This is a genomic window from Nocardia bhagyanarayanae, assembly GCF_006716565.1.
In the GTDB taxonomy this organism is placed as follows: domain Bacteria; phylum Actinomycetota; class Actinomycetes; order Mycobacteriales; family Mycobacteriaceae; genus Nocardia; species Nocardia bhagyanarayanae.
Genome location: NZ_VFPG01000001.1, coordinates 2,063,927 through 2,080,102, shown reverse-complemented (window position 1 = coordinate 2,080,102; position 16,176 = coordinate 2,063,927). Strand labels below are relative to the sequence as shown.

At 69.4% G+C, this 16,176-nt stretch carries 13 protein-coding genes and 1 pseudogene; 4 read left to right on the top strand and 10 right to left on the bottom strand.

Annotated elements, in window-relative coordinates:
* Positions 1-19 precede the first annotated feature (19 nt).
* Positions 20-739, top strand: a complete 720-nt coding sequence (locus tag FB390_RS08750; protein ID WP_221639232.1) for an HAD family hydrolase — start codon at positions 20-22, stop codon at positions 737-739.
* Positions 740-762: 23 nt separating this feature from the next.
* On the opposite strand, the pseudogene FB390_RS34610 reads toward FB390_RS08750, so the two are convergent.
* Positions 763-1,005 (bottom strand): annotated as a pseudogene (locus tag FB390_RS34610) (nitroreductase/quinone reductase family protein); the annotation flags it as partial.
* 364 nt (positions 1,006-1,369) lie between these two features.
* On the opposite strand from FB390_RS34610, the gene FB390_RS08740 reads away from it, so the two are divergent.
* Positions 1,370-2,440, top strand: coding sequence for a hypothetical protein (locus FB390_RS08740; RefSeq protein WP_141808511.1), 1,071 nt, complete (start codon positions 1,370-1,372; stop codon positions 2,438-2,440).
* 117 nt (positions 2,441-2,557) lie between these two features.
* Here FB390_RS08740 and puuE read toward each other — a convergent pair whose 3' ends face one another.
* The 5 genes from puuE to FB390_RS08715 are packed head-to-tail and all read right to left on the bottom strand — an operon-like array spanning position 2,558 to position 9,345.
* Entirely contained in the window at positions 2,558-3,451 is an 894-nt protein-coding gene (gene puuE, locus FB390_RS08735; protein WP_141808510.1) for an allantoinase PuuE, read from the bottom strand.
* Positions 3,448-4,419 carry an allantoicase gene (gene alc, locus FB390_RS08730; RefSeq protein WP_141808509.1) on the bottom strand — a complete coding sequence of 324 codons (972 nt, stop codon included), beginning with the start codon at positions 4,417-4,419 and terminating at the stop codon, positions 3,448-3,450. Before alc ends, puuE begins: the two co-directional genes overlap by 4 nt.
* Positions 4,416-5,669: a DUF6986 family protein gene (locus FB390_RS08725; RefSeq protein ID WP_425465852.1), complete on the bottom strand. Its 1,254-nt coding sequence runs from the start codon at positions 5,667-5,669 to the stop codon at positions 4,416-4,418. Before FB390_RS08725 ends, alc begins: the two co-directional genes overlap by 4 nt.
* Positions 5,666-8,491 (bottom strand): molybdopterin-dependent oxidoreductase, encoded by a 2,826-nt coding sequence (locus FB390_RS08720; RefSeq protein WP_141808508.1) that lies wholly within the window; start codon positions 8,489-8,491, stop codon positions 5,666-5,668. The genes FB390_RS08725 and FB390_RS08720 overlap by 4 nt, the downstream gene beginning before the upstream one ends.
* Complete coding sequence (locus tag FB390_RS08715) at positions 8,488-9,345, bottom strand: FAD binding domain-containing protein (protein ID WP_141808507.1); 858 nt, start codon at positions 9,343-9,345, stop codon at positions 8,488-8,490. The genes FB390_RS08720 and FB390_RS08715 overlap by 4 nt, the downstream gene beginning before the upstream one ends.
* A gap of 272 nt (positions 9,346-9,617) precedes the next feature.
* On the opposite strand from FB390_RS08715, the gene FB390_RS08710 reads away from it, so the two are divergent.
* Both FB390_RS08710 and FB390_RS08705 read left to right on the top strand, forming a co-directional pair.
* Complete coding sequence (locus tag FB390_RS08710; RefSeq protein WP_185756977.1) at positions 9,618-12,242, top strand: tetratricopeptide repeat protein; 2,625 nt, start codon at positions 9,618-9,620, stop codon at positions 12,240-12,242.
* A gap of 209 nt (positions 12,243-12,451) precedes the next feature.
* On the top strand, positions 12,452-12,838 hold the full coding sequence (locus FB390_RS08705; RefSeq protein WP_141808505.1) for a hypothetical protein: 387 nt from the start codon (positions 12,452-12,454) through the stop codon (positions 12,836-12,838).
* 45 nt (positions 12,839-12,883) lie between these two features.
* Here FB390_RS08705 and FB390_RS08700 read toward each other — a convergent pair whose 3' ends face one another.
* The 4 genes from FB390_RS08700 to uraD all read right to left on the bottom strand — a co-directional run bounded on the left by FB390_RS08700 (position 12,884) and on the right by uraD (position 16,155).
* On the bottom strand, positions 12,884-14,245 hold the full coding sequence (locus FB390_RS08700; RefSeq protein ID WP_141808504.1) for an 8-oxoguanine deaminase: 1,362 nt from the start codon (positions 14,243-14,245) through the stop codon (positions 12,884-12,886).
* Positions 14,242-15,147: a factor-independent urate hydroxylase gene (gene pucL, locus FB390_RS08695; RefSeq protein WP_141808503.1), complete on the bottom strand. Its 906-nt coding sequence runs from the start codon at positions 15,145-15,147 to the stop codon at positions 14,242-14,244. The genes FB390_RS08700 and pucL overlap by 4 nt, the downstream gene beginning before the upstream one ends.
* A 2-nt stretch (positions 15,148-15,149) precedes the next feature.
* Positions 15,150-15,467 carry a hydroxyisourate hydrolase gene (gene uraH / locus FB390_RS08690; protein ID WP_141808502.1) on the bottom strand — a complete coding sequence of 106 codons (318 nt, stop codon included), beginning with the start codon at positions 15,465-15,467 and terminating at the stop codon, positions 15,150-15,152.
* A 184-nt stretch (positions 15,468-15,651) separates the two neighbouring features.
* On the bottom strand, positions 15,652-16,155 hold the full coding sequence (gene uraD, locus FB390_RS08685) for a 2-oxo-4-hydroxy-4-carboxy-5-ureidoimidazoline decarboxylase (RefSeq protein ID WP_141808501.1): 504 nt from the start codon (positions 16,153-16,155) through the stop codon (positions 15,652-15,654).
* Positions 16,156-16,176: the final 21 nt, after the last annotated feature.

Genomic DNA, 16,176 nt, shown 5'->3' with positions numbered 1-16,176 from the left:
GCGGATAGCCTTCAGCCCCATGCCATCCAATGGTTCCCACTCCCCTGACATCCGAGCGGTCGTCTTCGATTGGCGAGGCACGCTCGTCACGGAACTCTCCCCGACGCGTTGGATGCAGGAAGCCCTGCGACGGGTCGGCCGCCCACAAGACGACGCCGCCGCCCTCGCGCTCCTGCAAAGAATTCAGGCAGCCGACGGACATCCGAGCCGCCTGCGATCACCGCAGGGCAATACCAGCGCCGCTCGTCACGAGGAGACCTACCGCGCGGTGTTCGCGGATGCCGGGCTCGACACCGAACTCTCGGACGAGCTTTTCGCGGTGGATTCCGACCCGACCTACAACCATTTCGCCGCGGACGCCGCTGCCACGCTCACTGCGCTTGCCGAGTATGGCTGCAAAATAGGTATTTTGAGCAACATCCACTTCGACATCCGGCCCTGCTTCGCCGAAGCACAGCTGTTCGATCTGATCGATACATTCGTCCTCTCCAGTGAGCGCGGCATCCAGAAACCGGATCCCGCGATATTCCGAGCGACATTGGATGAACTCGGCACGCACGCCACGGAAACGCTCATGGTCGGCGACCGGCCCTCCCGCGATGGAATGGCCGTGGAGGTCGGGATGCCGACTCTGCTCGTCCCCTCGCTGACCGATCCGCAGCGGTGCCAACTCCACGTGGTCGTCAACGCCATCGGCGCCAGTCGAACTACGGTGGCATCCCGACGAATGCCGCCATGAGCATGGCCGGCGCACCACTGCGGGTTGGTCGGCTGGGCGCCGTTGGACGCGACGGCCGCGTAGCGCCCCTGGTGCTCGACGCGCATCAGCGGCGTCTTGCGAATCTTGCCGGTCCTGGCGCCCCGGTAGGTCATCAGCACGGTGGGTCGGCCACTGATCGTGACGCCGTCGGTCGTGCCGGTTCGCACAATCTCATCGACATGGCCGCGGACCCATTCCAACGCGCTCGGTTCGTATTCGCCGGGCGAGTCGGGTCGCGAATCCACAGGTGAACCGTGCCAGTGGCGGGGCCTCCTGGTGTCGACGTTGCCGGTCACGGTCTCGAGGATGCCGGGTATGTCCGCCACGGTCTGCGCGGGCAGTCCGGTCACGGTTTCCTCCGCCAGACTGCACCACAGCTGTTTGACGCGGTCGGCCAGTGCCCTGCCACTGTCGGTGAGTTCGACGATGCTGGCGCGCTTGTCGGATGGCGGGGTTTGCGGCGGATGTGGCCGGTGGCTTCGAGCTTGCGGGTCATGAGTGTGACGCTGGGCGGCTCGCAGCCGAACGATTTGTCGGACAGTTCTGGCACTGGCACGGCTGACTGCACGCCGACCAGGCACTCGATCTCGCGGAGGGTTCACGTCACCGATGAACGTCGATCACTACATCGCTCAGTTGGGCATCATCGACCGCGCGCAACTGGTTCCACAGCTACAGCAAATCAGGCGGTCGCACCTGCCCGAACGGCGCGGCGCGCTCTCGGCGCTTGCCGAAATCGGCTGGCACACTATCGAACCCGCCGACCTCACGCTGCTGCATCGGTTCATCATGAGCAAGCTCGCACGCGAGCGGCCGCAACCCCTCCGAGCGGCGGAGGAGTGCTTGTGGTGGGCGCTGCCCACCGATGACCAAGCCGCGGTACTCGACGCGTTCGGGCTGTCGGATCCGGTCCCGGCGACCGTCGCGATGGGCACCGTTGTGGCCTCGCAAAACCGACGACATCCGATCGAGGAGTGCGAACGGGTCTACGTCACCGCTGTCCTCGATGGCTGGACGCTCGTATTCGGGGATCCGACGTCGCACTACCCCCGCGACGATCGCCGGATCCAGGAGTCGCAGGAATCCTATTTCTGGGAGACGGTCATGGTGAACGAGCCGGATGACGTCAAGCAGGCATGGCTCACAAGGAAGTCGCGCCCGTCCAGGGATGAACGTTGCGCCGAGCTGAGCGGTCGATTCGGCGCAGCACACTGGTACAAGGAAGCGGGCGACTACGAGTGGGGTGGTTGGGGGATCGCCGAAAACGGCGAAACGATCCGTGAGGCAAACCTTGTGGATTGCGTCCACGAGGAACTGACATTGTTCGGAGACCCGCACCCCTCCGAGCGGGGCCTACGCGCCGAGCCGGTGTCGGAGTGGTTGCTCGAACACGGCTTCCCACCCGACGCTTGGGACGACATCGTCGCAGGCATCTTCGGGTACCGCATCGGAAATCTGTCCGACGGTGTCCCTTTCGCCGAGGTACGGGACGCGCAGTGGGCGGAGTTCCAGCAGCGGACCGGAATTCCGGATGCGATGACCCCCATGCGTATCGCCGAACGGGCATCCGTGGGTCCGCTCACCCTGGGGCCGCACACCCGGATGGCAGGCCACGGGGTAGTCGCGCTGACCGAGCGTGGGCGGCAAGGCGGCGGACACCGCGGCGCGCTACCCATCTGATCGTGCCGGACCCCTGAATTGCTCAACCGGCGCAGTTACGGATTCGTCAGTGCGGTACGCAGTGAGCTCGGTCTGGAGACGATGCCCGCGCTGCCCGGCCGCGAGTGAGCCGGAGCCCTACTCCGGCGGGTGGACAGACCTCCAGTGCTCGGCGATGTCGATGCGCCGGGTGATCCAGACTCGGTCGTGGGACTGCACATGGTCGAGGAAGCGGTCGAGGGCCGCGGTGCGGGCGGGGCGACCGATCAAGCGACAGTGCAGGCCGATGGAGAGCATTTTCGGACTTCCCTCGGCCCCTTCGCGATACAGGACGTCGAAGGCGTCGCGGAGGTGGGCGAAGAACTGCTCGCCGCTGGGGAAGCCCGCCGGAGAGGCGAAGCGCATGTCGTTGGTGTCCAGGGTGTAGGGCACCACGAGGTGGTCGTGGCCGTGCACGGTGACCCAGTAGGGCAGGTCGTCGGCGTAGGAATCGGAGTCGTAGACGAAACCGCCGTGCTCGACGACCAATTCGCGGGTGTTGGGTGAATCGCGGCCGGTGTACCAGCCGAGGGGCGGGGCGCCGGTCAGCTCGGTGTGGATGCGCACGGCCTCGGCGAGGTGGGCGCGCTCGGTTTCGATGTCGCTGAGCTGGTAGGACTTCCAGCGCAACCCGTGACAGGCGACCTCGTGCCCCAACTCCGAGAAGGCCGCCACCGCCTCCGGGTTCCGTTGCAACGCCTTGGCCACCGCGAACACCGTCAGTGGAAGGCCGCGCCGCTCGAAAATCCGGAGCACCCGCCACAATCCGGCGCGGGAACCGTATTCGAAGAGCGACTCCATGCTCATGTGCCGGTTCGGAAAGGCCTGAGCGGGAACGATTTCCGAGAGGAAGGTCTCCGAGCTCGGGTCGCCGTCGAGCACAGAGTTCTCGCCGCCCTCCTCATAGTTCAGCACGAACTGCACAGCGAGGCGCGCCTCGCCGGGCCAGCGCGGATCCGGTGGATTGGGCCCGTACCCTACGAAATCCCTCATGCGCCCAACTCCCCGTACAACCGCAGCCGGGCCAGTCCGCCGTCGGGATAGATGTCCAGGCGCACCTCTTCCACCGACGCCGCCATCGGCGCGACCGGGAAGCGGTGCCTGGTGTCGGGCAGCAACTCGGTGCGCGGCAACAATTCCACCTCGGTGCCGTCGTTGGTGCGCCCTGACAGCCGCGCCGAACCAGGACTGTTGCCGAGAAAGTAGGACGTATCGATCTCGGCGAGCCGAATGAGACCCGGGCCGGCGAGACGGATTCGCACCCAATCGTTTCCGTCGTCCCGGCGGCGCGCGGTCTCCCAGCCGTCGCCCATGCACCGCGCCGATCCCGGATAGAGCAGCTGGTTGGGCGAACTGTAGAAGCGGTTGGAGCAGTCGAGCACCAGCGCGCCGTTCTCCAGCGCCGCCAGATCCAGCGGACCGAGGCCGAGCAGCGCGGGATCGGGCCGCCCCTCGCCGTGGACCCGAAGCCGAGCCACCCCGCCGTCCGGGTGCATGGTGAGTTTCACGTGGGTCCAACGCTTTTCGCTGTCCACCGGAAACGGATTGCGGGCGTCTCCGGCGACCGGCACGCTGTCGATCAGCGTCGTCCAGTCGGTGCGAGCGGCGAGCGACTCGGCGGTCGGATAACTCTCGACCTCCAGCGACGCCACCGACACCGCGGGCGGATAGTTGCCGCGAAACCACGCGGTGTCCACCACGATGCCGCGAATCACCCCGGGCACGCCGAGCCGTACGATGGCCGCGTCGTCGCCCGGCACGCCGCGGCGCCTGCGGGTCTCCCACCCGTCGTAGACCTGCCCTTTGTGCCCGAAGGTGGCCGGTCGGTACTCCGGCACGCCGGGGTTGATCAGGTTCTCCTTCTCCGCGAAGAACTCGTCGTTCGCCCAGATCACCGCACCGCCGAGCGGCCGGACCGCCAGATCGGGCAGCAACGTGAAGTGCCCGTCGGACTCGGTCATCGCTTCTCCTTCATGCCGAGATCACCGATCGGCTCGCGCGCCGCGAGCGCTCCCAACACCTCCTCGGTCAGTTCCGGCGCCGCGGAGATCACATCCGCCTCGGAGCGCGCGCCACAGCGCAGGCCGCGCAGCACCGTGGCGGCGAGCGCCTCGGCGGTGGCGGGTTCGTCGACGACGCCCGAGGCGGCGTCGCGCCGCTCGAGGTACGCCCGCAGCCGTGGCACGGCGACGTCGATCGCGCCACGGAAGAATTCGTAGGTCGCAAGCCAGCGGGTGATCAGGTGTCCCGGGTGCATGTCCCAGCCCTGGTAGTAGCCGCGGCGCAGGGCGCGGGCGACCAGCCGATGATGTTCGCGCAGTGCCGCTTCCGGTTCCGCGTCCGGCACGATCTGGGTGGAGCCGTCGCACACCCACACGCCGGTTTGCGCCGCGGCCGCCTGCATGACGGCCTTGGCGTGATCGGCGGCGGGATGGTCGAGCGCCTGATCTGTGGCGGCGATCCCGCACGCGGCGGTGTAGTCGTAGGTGCCGAAATGCAGCCCGGCGCAACGGTGTCCGGCGACCTTGATCATCTTGGCGACCGGCACGCTGCCGTCGGCGCCGACGATCGCCTGCGGACTCTCGATCTGCAACTCGAATCGCAGCGCGCCGTCGGCTAGCGCGGACCCGCGCTCCAACCCCTCGCACAACGCGACGAGAGCCGAAACCTGCTCGGCCGCACGGATCTTCGGCACCGTGAAGACGAATCCCTCCGGCACACCGCCCGCTGCGTCCAGCACGAGTTCGAGGGTGCGCACGGCCCTGCGACGCTCGAGGCCCCCGAGTCCTTTGACCCGAATGCCGAAACCGGCCGGTCCACCGCCGCCCGCGGCCCACCCGGCGAGGATTTCCCCCGCCGCCGTCGCGGCCGCGTCCTCTTCCTCGTCCGAGCGATAGCCGTAGCCGTCCTCGAAATCGATCCGCAGATCCTGCACCGGCTCGCGCGACAACCGCTCCCGCACCGCGGGCAGCGCCGCCGCGGTGTCGAGTTCGGCGAGCGACTCGCGGTGGAGGTCCAGCAGCTCGACGGCCGCCGCGCCCCATTCCGCCGGAGTGTCGGCGCTGGCCCGGTCGGCGGGCACGTAGACGGTGTGGATCGGTTGCGGCCGGTCCCCCGACCCCGGGTAGCGCGCCCGCAGATCGGCGTCGACGGCCTCGAGCATGGCCTCGATCCTGGCCCGGACGTTCTCCGGCAGCCGTGTCGCGGTCACCGTTCCTCTCCCTCCTGCATGGCGCGCCAAACCCGGTCGGCCGTCATCGGCAGTCGATCGATGCGCACTCCCACGGCGTCGCGGATGGCGTTGGCCAGTGCCGGGGCGACCGGGTTGTACGGTGATTCGCTCATCGATTTCGCGCCGAGCGGTCCGAGTTCGTCGGCGGTGTCGGCGAAGTAGACCTCGGTCGAGGGTAGATCGGCGAGCTGTGGAATGTGGTAATGCCGCAATGTCCGGGTGGTCACGACGCCGTGTTCGGAGCGCATGTCCTCGTAGAGCGACGTGCCGATGGCCTGGGCCACCCCGCCCTCCACCTGCCCGCGGCACTGCACCGGGTTGAGCACGGTGCCCGCGTCGGCGGCCTGGACCGAATGCAGAATGCGAACCCGGCCGGTCGCGCGCTCGACGGCGACCCGGAAGGCCTGCACGTTGAAGCTGACCGAGCGCGGGATGCCCGTGTGCTCGCCGTGCGCTCTCAGCTCACCCGCCGCCGCCAGCTCCGCCGTGCGGATCAGCCGATCGCCGCACCGCACTCCGTCCGGACCGAGGACGCAGTCGCGGACCGGTGTCCCGGTGAGCTCGGCCGCCCTGGCCAGCATCGTGTCCTTCAGCGCGAGCGCGGCGCGGTAACCGGCGTTGCCCGCGACCACGATGCCCGTCGATCCGAATGCTCCGGTGTCGTAGTCGACGAGGTCCGTATCCGATTGCCGGACCACGATCCGCGCGGGCTCGGTAGCCAAGGCGGTTGCCGCGAGCTGCGCGTGCACCGTGGTCGTTCCGTTGCCGAATTCGGCCGTGCCCACACGAATTTCGTATCGTCCGTCGGAGCGCAACAGGGCGACGGCGGTCGAGCGATGTCCCCGTGGCGGGATGGTCGCGATCATCGCCAACGCCATCCCCTCGCCCACCGACCACCCCGGCCCCGGAGCAGCTGTCCCGTTGCCGCGCAGCAAAGCTCGTTGCGCGAGGTCGAGGCACTGGTCCAGCCCGTAGCTGCCGAACACCAGATCCCCCGCCTCCACCTTCGCGCCGGTGAACGCGTCACCAGGCACGACGACATTGCGCCTGCGGAACTCGAACGGATCGATGCCGAGTTCTCGGGCCAGTTCATCGAGCGCGGACTCGACGGCAAAGATGATCTGCCCCAGCCCGTAGCCGCGGAACGCGCCGGAGGGCACGTTGTTGGTGTAGACCGCGCGGGCGTCCACGCGCTTGTTCGCGCACCGGTACACCTCGATGGACTCACTGACCCCGTGGTACATCACGCCCGCGCTGTGATTGCCGTACGCGCCCGCGTCGGACAGCACGTCGATGGCAAGCGCGGTGAGCACGCCGCCCGCGTCCGCGCCCGCGGCGACGGCGACGCGCATCGGATGCCTGCTGGTCGCCGAGGTGAACTCGTCGGAACGGGTGTACTCGTACTGCACCGGACGCCCCGTGCGCAGCACCGCGAGCGCGACGAGATCCTCCACGAGCATTTCCTGCTTCGCGCCGAAACCACCGCCGACGCGGGCCGCGAACACTCGCACTCGCTCCCGCGCCAGCCCGAAGACGTGGCACAGCTCCTCGCGGACGAGGAACGGCACCTGTGTGCTGCACCGGATGACGAGCCTGCCCTCGGCGTCGAGCCAACCTGTGCCGCAATGCGTTTCGAGGTGGACGTGCTGTCCGCGCGGCGAGTGCCACGTCCCGCGCACCACTCGCGCGGCGGCGGCCAGACCAGCGTCCACATCACCGACGCCGCCGTGCAATTCGGCGACCACATTGCGTTCACGATCGGCGATCCGCGCCGAATCCGGTTTGTCGCGGTGCAGTTTCGGCGCGTCATCGGTCAACGCTTCGGCCGGATCGAACACGGCGGGCAGCGGCTCGTACGTGACGCGCAGGGCGCGGCATCCCGCCGACGCGATGTCCATGCTGTCCGCGACCACGGCGGCCACGCGCTGGCCGGCGAAGCGCACCGTGCGATCGAGGACGAACGTGTCGTCCGGGTCGTCGGCGCGCCACTCGTGCCTGGCCGTGGAGAACGGCACCGCGGGGGCGTCGGCGTAGGTCAGGACGGCGTGCACGCCCGGAATCGCCTCGGCGGCCGCGGTATCGATGGAGACGATGCGCGCGTGCGGGTGCGGGCTCGGCAGGACCGCGATGTGCAGTGGTGCGATCGGGGGCGCCGCCGGGTCGTCGGCGGAGGGGAGCACGTCGAGAGTGAACGGCTCGGCGCCCGTCACGATCCGAGGACCCGCCGGTGCGCCGACGCCGGACGAAAGGCGCTCGGGCGCACTCACGTCCGCCGATGCTTGCCGATCGAATGAGGGCGGCCCGGCGCTTCCCGCGGCTCGGGTTGTTTCCGCCGGGGCGTTTTCTACCTCGCCGCCCGAACCATCACCTGTCAGCGCCGCGCGAATAGGCCGATACCCGGTACAGCGACACAGGTTCCCCTTCAAGAGTTCCGGCAGATCGACGGGATCCGGCCCCGCTTCGGTTCCGCACCCCAACCCCGCGGCCGTCACCACCATCCCCGCCGTGCAGAACCCGCACTGAAACCCCGCCTCCTCGATGATTCGCCGCTGCACCGGATGCAATCGATCCGGCGCACCGAGCCCCGCCGCCGTGGTGATCGACCGGTCGGCCGCGCGGTAGGCCGGAATCAGGCACGAGTGCACCGTCTTTCCGTCGAGCCGCACCGAGCACGCACCGCAGTCCCCCGCGTCGCACCCTTTCTTCACGGCGAAGAACCCGTGCTCGCGCAGTAGCGTGCGCAGGCACTGTCCCGGGCAGGGTTCGGCGTCGACGATGCGGCCGTCGATCTCGAATCTCACGGTCGCCCACCGGGTTCGGCGCGCAGCTCGGCGGCCACTTCCACCGCGAGCAGCCCCGCGACATGCCTACGCCAGTCCGGCGATCCGTGCGGATCGTCGAACCACAGCGCCGCGTCGATCCCCGCCACCGCCGCCGCCACCTCGCGATCGTCCGGTACGGCGCGGAAATCCAGCACGACCGGACGGGTGGTCGCCGCGGTGAGCGTCAGCACGCACCGTCCGTCGGCCTCCCGTCGCCCCACCAGCAGCGCACCGGACCGCCCGAGCGGCGCGAGCGCGATCTTTCGAATGGCCGTTCGCGCCAGGAGCGCCCGCTCCGGCAGGACGACCGAGCGCAGCACCTCGCCTGCACGCAGCGCCGAAAGGCCCGGCCCGATCACGAACTCCCGCAGTGGAATCCGGCGCTCGCCGCCGTCGGCGGCCCACACCAGAGCGACACCGTCGAGCGCGGTCAGTGCGGCGAGCACGGCACCGGCGGGCAGCGCGAGGCATACGTTACCGCCGACGGTCGCGCTGTGCCAGATCTTGTGCGAGGCAACCAGCGCCCGGCAGGCAGGCGCGAACAGCGCGGTCCCCGGCCAGTGCGGCCACCGCGTGTCGCCGCCGAGCTCGCGCCCGGGCCCGGCACCCGCGAACTCGGCCAACGTGCAGGTCGCCGCGATTTCCAGCCCTTCGGCGGTGATGGTGAAGGCGGGCCAGCCGAGCGCGGTGATATCCACCAGCCGGTGCAGCTGCGGCTGCGGCTCCGAGAACAGGAACGTACCCCCGGCCAGCACCCCGGTCGCCCCACCGACGCTCGCGAGGTCGGCCCGCCCCCGGGCCACCACCACCGCGCGGATCGTGTCCAGGTCCACGTCTCACCTCGCTCCACAGCACCTGCCGCCACAGTAAGGGCCCGGAGTTGCCGCGATGTTGCGCGACACCCGCCGGATATTGCGCGGCCGTTACCTCGATGGTCCTCCGCGGGCGTGGCGAAGGCACACGCGGCGAACGGATCGCGCCGTGACCGGCGGCGCCGTACTTGACCATGGGAAAAAGCCGCTGCTACCAAGGAGTTGTCCGGATCGGCGACTCGCACGGAAGCCGCCGGGTCCGGCGGACACCTACAGCAGCGGGGAGGTGCTCGGTGGACCGAGCCGTCCGACCGGAACCACGGCCAGGAGGCGGGTACGGCGCCGCCGAACGTCGTCGGATCAGGGCCTTTCTGACCGGTCTCGGCCTGACCGAGCACCAACTGCTCGAACCGCTCGCGGCGGAGCTGCGCCAGCGCGGCTGCCGCCCCCGCCAGGCCTGGCGGCTCGCCAACGAACTGACCCAGAGCGCCGTCGCCGACCACTACAACCGGATCACCGACAACCCACAGGCCACCATGCGGGCGAGCCGGATCTCCGAGTACGAGGCCTGGCCCGCGGCAGGCGCGTCCGTTGCCCGGCCGACTCTCCGGGTGCTCAAGATCCTCTCGACCATCTACGGAACCAGCTGGGAACAGCTGGTCGATCTCGCCGACCTCGAACTGATGCCCGCCGCCGAACGCCTCGAATTCCAGGAAGCGGTCGCCCGTCGTTCCGACGACCGGACCCGTCCGTCGGTCAGCGCCGGCCTGCCGCCGGAGGTCCCGCATTTCACCGGCCGTGCGGGGCCCAAGAAGGAACTGCGTGATCGTGTCCAGCGGCACCTGTGTGGCGAGGGGCCCGCGGTGCACGTCATCGACGGACTCACCGGCATCGGAAAGACCGCGCTGGCCCGCTACGCGGTGGTGGCCTTCGCCGAGCACTACCCCGACGGCACGATATGGGCCGACCTGCACGGCCACACGGTCGGGCGCGATCCCCGCCTGGCCACCGACGTGCTGGAACAACTGCTGCTCGAGATCGAGATCCCGCGCGAACGGATCATGGACGATCTCACCGGCCGCGCCACGCAGTGGCGAGCCGCCATGCGCCAACGCCGCATGCTCATCGTGTTCGACAACGTGCTCGACAGCGCGCAGGTGCGACTGCTGCTGCCGCAGGCCTCGGGCTGCCTCGTCCTGATCACCAGCCGCGGAAAACTCACCGGCCTCGCCGAGGCCGCGCCGCTCCACCTGGACGTGATGGGCTGGCGCGAAGCCGAGGAATTGCTGGTGAAGCTGGGCAATCTGCCGTCGAGATACGACCGCGGCGCGGTCCGCCAGATTCTGGAGACGTCGGGCCGACTGCCGCTGGCGATCCGATTGATCGGCGGCCAGATAGCGCACCACGGCGTGGATCTGCTCGCCGAGAGCGCGGCCGAATTCGCCACCAGGGCAGAGGAACTCAAGGGCAACCAGGGCCCGCAAGAATTCGGGGAATCGGTCGCCGCCTACATTCTCGACCGGTTCGCCGCCGAGGACGAATCCCTGCGCGCCGCCTTCGAGACCTCCTATCAGCGGTTGCAGACGCCGGCGCAACGCCGCGGGGTGCGGATGCTCGGCTGGTTCCCCGGGCCGGAGATCACGGCGGAAACGCTGGCCACGATGGCGCAGACGACGCTCGGCGAGGCCAAGACGCTGATCAGGCAGATGTTCGAAGCGGGGTTCCTCGACCCGGCCGAGGGCGGGCCCGGCGGCTCGCGCTACCGGATGCACGACCTGACCCGGCTGCTCGCCCGGCTGCACGCGGAACGCGACGCCGCACCCGGCGAACACGCGGTCGTGCTCGCGCGCCTGATCGCCGCGGGCCTCGCGGTGGCCCGCCGCGTCGGACCGCAGCGTTCGTCCGTCTCGCGGTGGGGCCCCTCGTATCCGGCCGCGGACGCGGGTGACAGCGCGGTGGAGCAGGCGATGGCCTGGCTGACCAGAGAACGGGAAATGCTGCTCGGCTGCATCGGCGCCACCGGTCCCACCGTCGCGGCCGCCGAACTCGCCATCCTGCTCGGGACCGATCTGTTCGGCGAGGGTCACTGGTCGGACGCGCGGTGGCTCTATCTTCGAGCGCTGGACATGGCCACCGCACTCGCGGACCCGGCCATCGAGTGCGACGCGCTCAACGGCCTCGGCCATGTGGAGCGCATGGCCTGCGCGTACCGCACCGCGCACGACTATTTCGAACGGGCGCTGACGATCGCGCGCGACCTCGGGGATCCGGAAAGGTTGGCCGTGACCATCTGGGGCTACGCCGAAGTGATCCGGCGTACCGGCGATTTCGAACGGGCGAGGCAGAATTACTCCGACGCCGCCGCCATCGCGCTGCGCACCGCGAACGCGAAGCTGCACGGCGACGCGGTGCGGGGCCAAGGGCACATCGAACGAATGACCGGGGACCTTGTCGCCGCGCAACGGCATTATCAGGAGGCACTGCGGATCGCGCGACGGATCGGCGACCGCGCCGGCGAATGCTGGTCGCTGTGGGGACTCGGCAATATCGCGCGGAAGTCCGGTGAATACGGTTCCGCCCGAAAGGATTTCATCGCCGCGTACCGCATAGCGTCGGACATCAACGACTTCCTCTGCCAGGTCGACACGCTCCGCGGCCTCGGTCACGTCGAACGCCGGTTCGGCGAATACGAATCGGCGCGCGACTACTACGCGAAATCGCGCGAACTCGCCCAGCGAATCCGCGACCCGCACGGCGAGGCCGACGCGTTGCAGAGCCTGGGAAATGTCCTCGCCGATATGGGCAGCGACGCCGAAGCGCGCGACAACCTCTGCGCCGCACTGGCACTGTACGAACAATTGGGCGTACAACTGACCGAACGGACTCGCGCCGATATCGGCAGATACAACTGCCAGTGAACGCCTCCGGCCACTCTCGCGATACGCACGGGAGAGTTGCGGCGCCGGTTGTGATATTTCGTTGGTGTCGGCCATGTTTCGCCTGGTCGAGGCGGTGCGTCGGCCGGAACAATCCACGCGCGGAAATGGATCGCTTCGCACCGCCCACCCGTGACATCGTTGAGGGCAGTGGACGAAAGGAGCCGCGACGACCGAAAGGAGTTCGCGCGATGGCGATTACCGCTACCGAATGGCTGATAACGAGTGACGTCGCCTTGGAGGCGGCGTTCCGGGTGGACCTTCCGGAACCGAGCAGGGGCCGCTGGGTGTTGTCCTACCTCCCGACCGAACGGCGGCTGACCAGGGAGCAGGCGCTGGTCGGCGTCGCGCTCGCGGAGATGATCCTGTTGGACCAACCGCAGTCGGGTGAGTACTTCGACCTCGGGGTCGGCCGACTGTACGCCGCGCAGCTCGGGCTGACGCTGCACGAGGTCATGTGCTTGCTCGCGCTGCGCGCCGACGGGAACGCCGATCGGCTGCCGTGCCCGCCGAACGACACGGGCGATCACGACTCCGCGCCCACCGTCGCAGAGGGGACGACAGTGTTCGCGGTCTGACGACGGGATCGGGCGGTCGACCCGATCCCGTTGTCGCCCAATCCTTCACCCAGATCCGGCGACAAGGGCGGCTCGAGCGCGCGCCACGGCGCGGCCCGCCGCTTCCTCGTCCACCGTGCGCACCTCCCCGTCGCGCACCACCTCGCGGCCGTTCACGATCAGGGCGGCCAGCGGGGGCGGTGAGCCGAGTATCAGTGCGGTGACGGGGTCGTCGATGCCCGCGTGGGCCGGGGTGTCCATGCGCCAGAGGGCCAGGTCGGCGAGTTTGCCGGGTTCGAGGGAGCCGATCTCGGCGGCGCGGCCGAGGACCCTCGCCCCGCCCATGGTGGCCAGCTCGAGCGCGGTCCGCACGGTCATCGCGCGGGGGCCGTGGGCGGCGCGGGCGTAGAGCAGGGCGTTGCGGGGTTCCTCGATCATCGAGCTCGCTTCGTTGCTCGCGGCGCCGTCGACGCCGAGTCCGACCGCGGCGCCCGCGGCGAGCAGATCGGGAACCCGGGCGATGCCCGCGCCGAGGCGGCCGTTGGACGTGGGGCAGTGCGCGATACCGGTGCCCGTGCGCGCGATCGTGGCGATCGCGGCGTCGTCGAGGTGGACGGCGTGCGCGTACCAGACGTCCGCGCCGATCCAGCCGAGCCGCTCCAAATACGTTGCGGGCGTGCAGCCGTGGGTGGCGGCGCAGTAGTCCTGTTCGTCCAGGGTCTCGGCGAGGTGCGTGTGCAGGCGCACCCCTTCGGCCCTGGCGAGTGCGGCGGACTCACGCAGCAGGTCGGCCGTCACCGAGAACGGCGAACACGGGGCGAGCGCGATCCGGACCATGGCGTCGAAGGAGGGATCGTGCCAGCGCGCGATCGCGTCGGCGCTCGCGTCGAGAACGGCGTCCAGCGATTCCACCACGGAGTCGGGCGGCAAACCGCCCGCGCTCGCGCCGAGGTCCATGGCGCCGCGGCAGGGATGAAAACGCAACCCGACGGTCGCGGCCGCGGCGATCTCGGCGCCGAGCAGGTCACCGCCGCCGCGCGGGAACAGGTAGTGATGGTCGGCGGTCGTGCTGCAACCGGTGCGCGCGAGTGCGGCCAGCGCGCCGGTGGCGGCGATCCGTACCGATTCCTCGTCGATGCCCGCCCAGATCGGGTAGAGCGCGGTCAGCCAGTCGAACAGGCTCGCGTCGGCGGCCAACCCCCTGGTGATCCACTGATAGAGGTGGTGGTGGGTGTTGACCAGGCCGGGAGTCAGCAGGCAGCCGCGACCGTCGATGCGCGGGGCGTCCAGGGCGGGCGCGTCGCCCGGCCCGACCGCGCCGATCCGGTTGCCGTGCACCACCACGTGGCCGCGCCGATACTCGGTGCCCGCCGCGTCCACGGTGGCCACCGCGCAGCCGTCGATCACCAGGGTCGCCGCCTGCTTCACGGCGCCCACGCCTGCCCGGCGTCCGGCGCGTCGGCGCGCGCCACCGTTGCCTCGATGAGGCCGTAGGGACGGTCGGCCGCGTAGTACACCTCGCCGCGGTTCTCGATGCCGAACCTGGCCAGGTCGTAGTCGAAGTGGTGCTTGTTGGGCGCGCTGAGGCGGATCTCGGCCAGCGCCGGGAACGACTCCAGCACCGCCTTGCCCATCTCGAACAGCGTCTGCTGCAAGGCTTTCGAATATTGCGTGGCGAAGACCGCCACCAGCCGCGCGCGGATCCCGGCGTAGATCGCGTCCCAGTCCACGCCCTCGGTGTCGGCGAAGCGCCAGCGCGCGTACAACGAGGTGGCCAGCATGCGGTCGCGGGTCGGCTCCAGCACGGTGAACTCGTCGGTAAGGAAGTCGGCGAACTCGGAATCGGTCGACTTCAGGATGATCAGATCCTTCACGCCGCCGATCACCCACGCGCGCTGGGCTTCTCCCGTACCGGCCACGGTGATCCGCGCGGTGCGCACCTCCGGGCCCTGCCGCGTCCAGGTGAAGTCGTGTTCGGCGCCATCGACCGAAACACGTTGCCAGGCATATTCGTCCACCTCGACGGTGGCGCTGTCGACCGGCTCGATGTCGTCGACGAAATGCCGGGCCAGCGCCAGCGCGTAGTCCTCGACGGGTTGCAGGCCCGGCTTCTTCGCGTACGCGTAGGCGGTCTGCTTCTGGCTGTCGGTGGGCAGCGCCTCGGACTGGTCGCCCGCGGTGTAGGCGGCGGCGAAATCCCCGCGCAGCACCGTGGAGACGTTCACATCGCGGATCTCGTGGCGCGGGCCGTCCCGGTAGATACGGACGATCCGGTTCTCCGCCTTGCCGTATCGGTTGTCGGACAGCACGATCGGGCCGGACAGTGGCATGCTCAGCTCCCTCGGTAGGTGGCGAAGGCGTACGGCGAGAGCAGCAGCGGGACGTGATAGTGCCGCTCTCGGTCGACCACGAACGCGACGGAGACCTCCGGGTAGAACGTCTCGATGTGCTGGCGTCCGAAGTACGTTCCGGTGTCGAAGACGATGCGGTAGACGCCGGGCGCGAGTTCGGCGCCCAGTCCGTCGATCCGGCCGTCGTCGTCGGTCGCGCCCGCGCCGAGCAACGCGTCGCCGAAATACAGGGTGACGGCCACGCCGACGGCCGGTACGCCGCGCACCGCGTCCAGCACGTGCGTGCCGAGGGTGCTCATGACTGCGGCTTCCGCTCACCAGCTGGGTGGACCAAAGGTGACACCGACCGCGGCTGGGCCGCTGAAGGTGACCTTCGGTCGGGTGTCTGCCACCTGGGTACATGTTCGCTCGGACCTGCGTCTCGCCGGCACTCGGCTCCGGTAGGCGCGACCCGCGTCGGCATCATTCGTGCACCGCGTTCGCTCATGCCGTCTCTCCCAACATCCGCCGCAAGCGGATTCGATTGATCTTCGCCAATTCTGTTCGCATCACGGCCCTTTCGGTAGCGGGATCGTTGTGCAGCCGAGCGGTGAGCAGGTCGAGCAGTTCCGCGCCGGATCTGCCGGTCGCGCAGACGAGATACCGGTGGCCGAAGCGCTGTTCGTAGGCGCGATTGCCTTCGGCGAGCGCCACGCGCACCGTGTCGGTCGCCGCCGCCACTCCGGACTGCTCCCGCGCCGATGCCGCGCTGTCCGTCCGGTCGCCGATGCGCGGATGCCCGGCCAGCGCGCGGTCGATCTCGTCCTCGGGCAGCGCGGCGAGCACGGCGTCGGCGGTCTCGTACAGGCGCTCGGCGCTGCCGTACGGCCGCCCGGCGAGCACCCCGCGAACCCAGGCGGGCGAGACGCAACAGCCCAGCAACGCGTCGGTGGCCGCCGCGTCGGACAGCGCGTCGAAGCCGGTGATTCCGGCCGCCTCGTCCGTCATCGAACCAGCATCGAATACCGC

Coding starts and splice junctions, on each gene's coding strand:
- FB390_RS08740 (WP_141808511.1), top strand. CDS start 1,370: ATGAACGTCGATCACTACATCGCTCAGTTGGGCATCATCGACCGCGCG.
- FB390_RS08705 (WP_141808505.1), top strand. CDS start 12,452: ATGGCGATTACCGCTACCGAATGGCTGATAACGAGTGACGTCGCCTTG.
- FB390_RS08750 (WP_221639232.1), top strand. CDS start 20: ATGCCATCCAATGGTTCCCACTCCCCTGACATCCGAGCGGTCGTCTTC.
- puuE (WP_141808510.1), bottom strand. CDS start 3,451: ATGAGGGATTTCGTAGGGTACGGGCCCAATCCACCGGATCCGCGCTGG.
- pucL (WP_141808503.1), bottom strand. CDS start 15,147: ATGCCACTGTCCGGCCCGATCGTGCTGTCCGACAACCGATACGGCAAG.
- uraD (WP_141808501.1), bottom strand. CDS start 16,155: ATGACGGACGAGGCGGCCGGAATCACCGGCTTCGACGCGCTGTCCGAC.
- uraH (WP_141808502.1), bottom strand. CDS start 15,467: ATGAGCACCCTCGGCACGCACGTGCTGGACGCGGTGCGCGGCGTACCG.
- alc (WP_141808509.1), bottom strand. CDS start 4,419: ATGACCGAGTCCGACGGGCACTTCACGTTGCTGCCCGATCTGGCGGTC.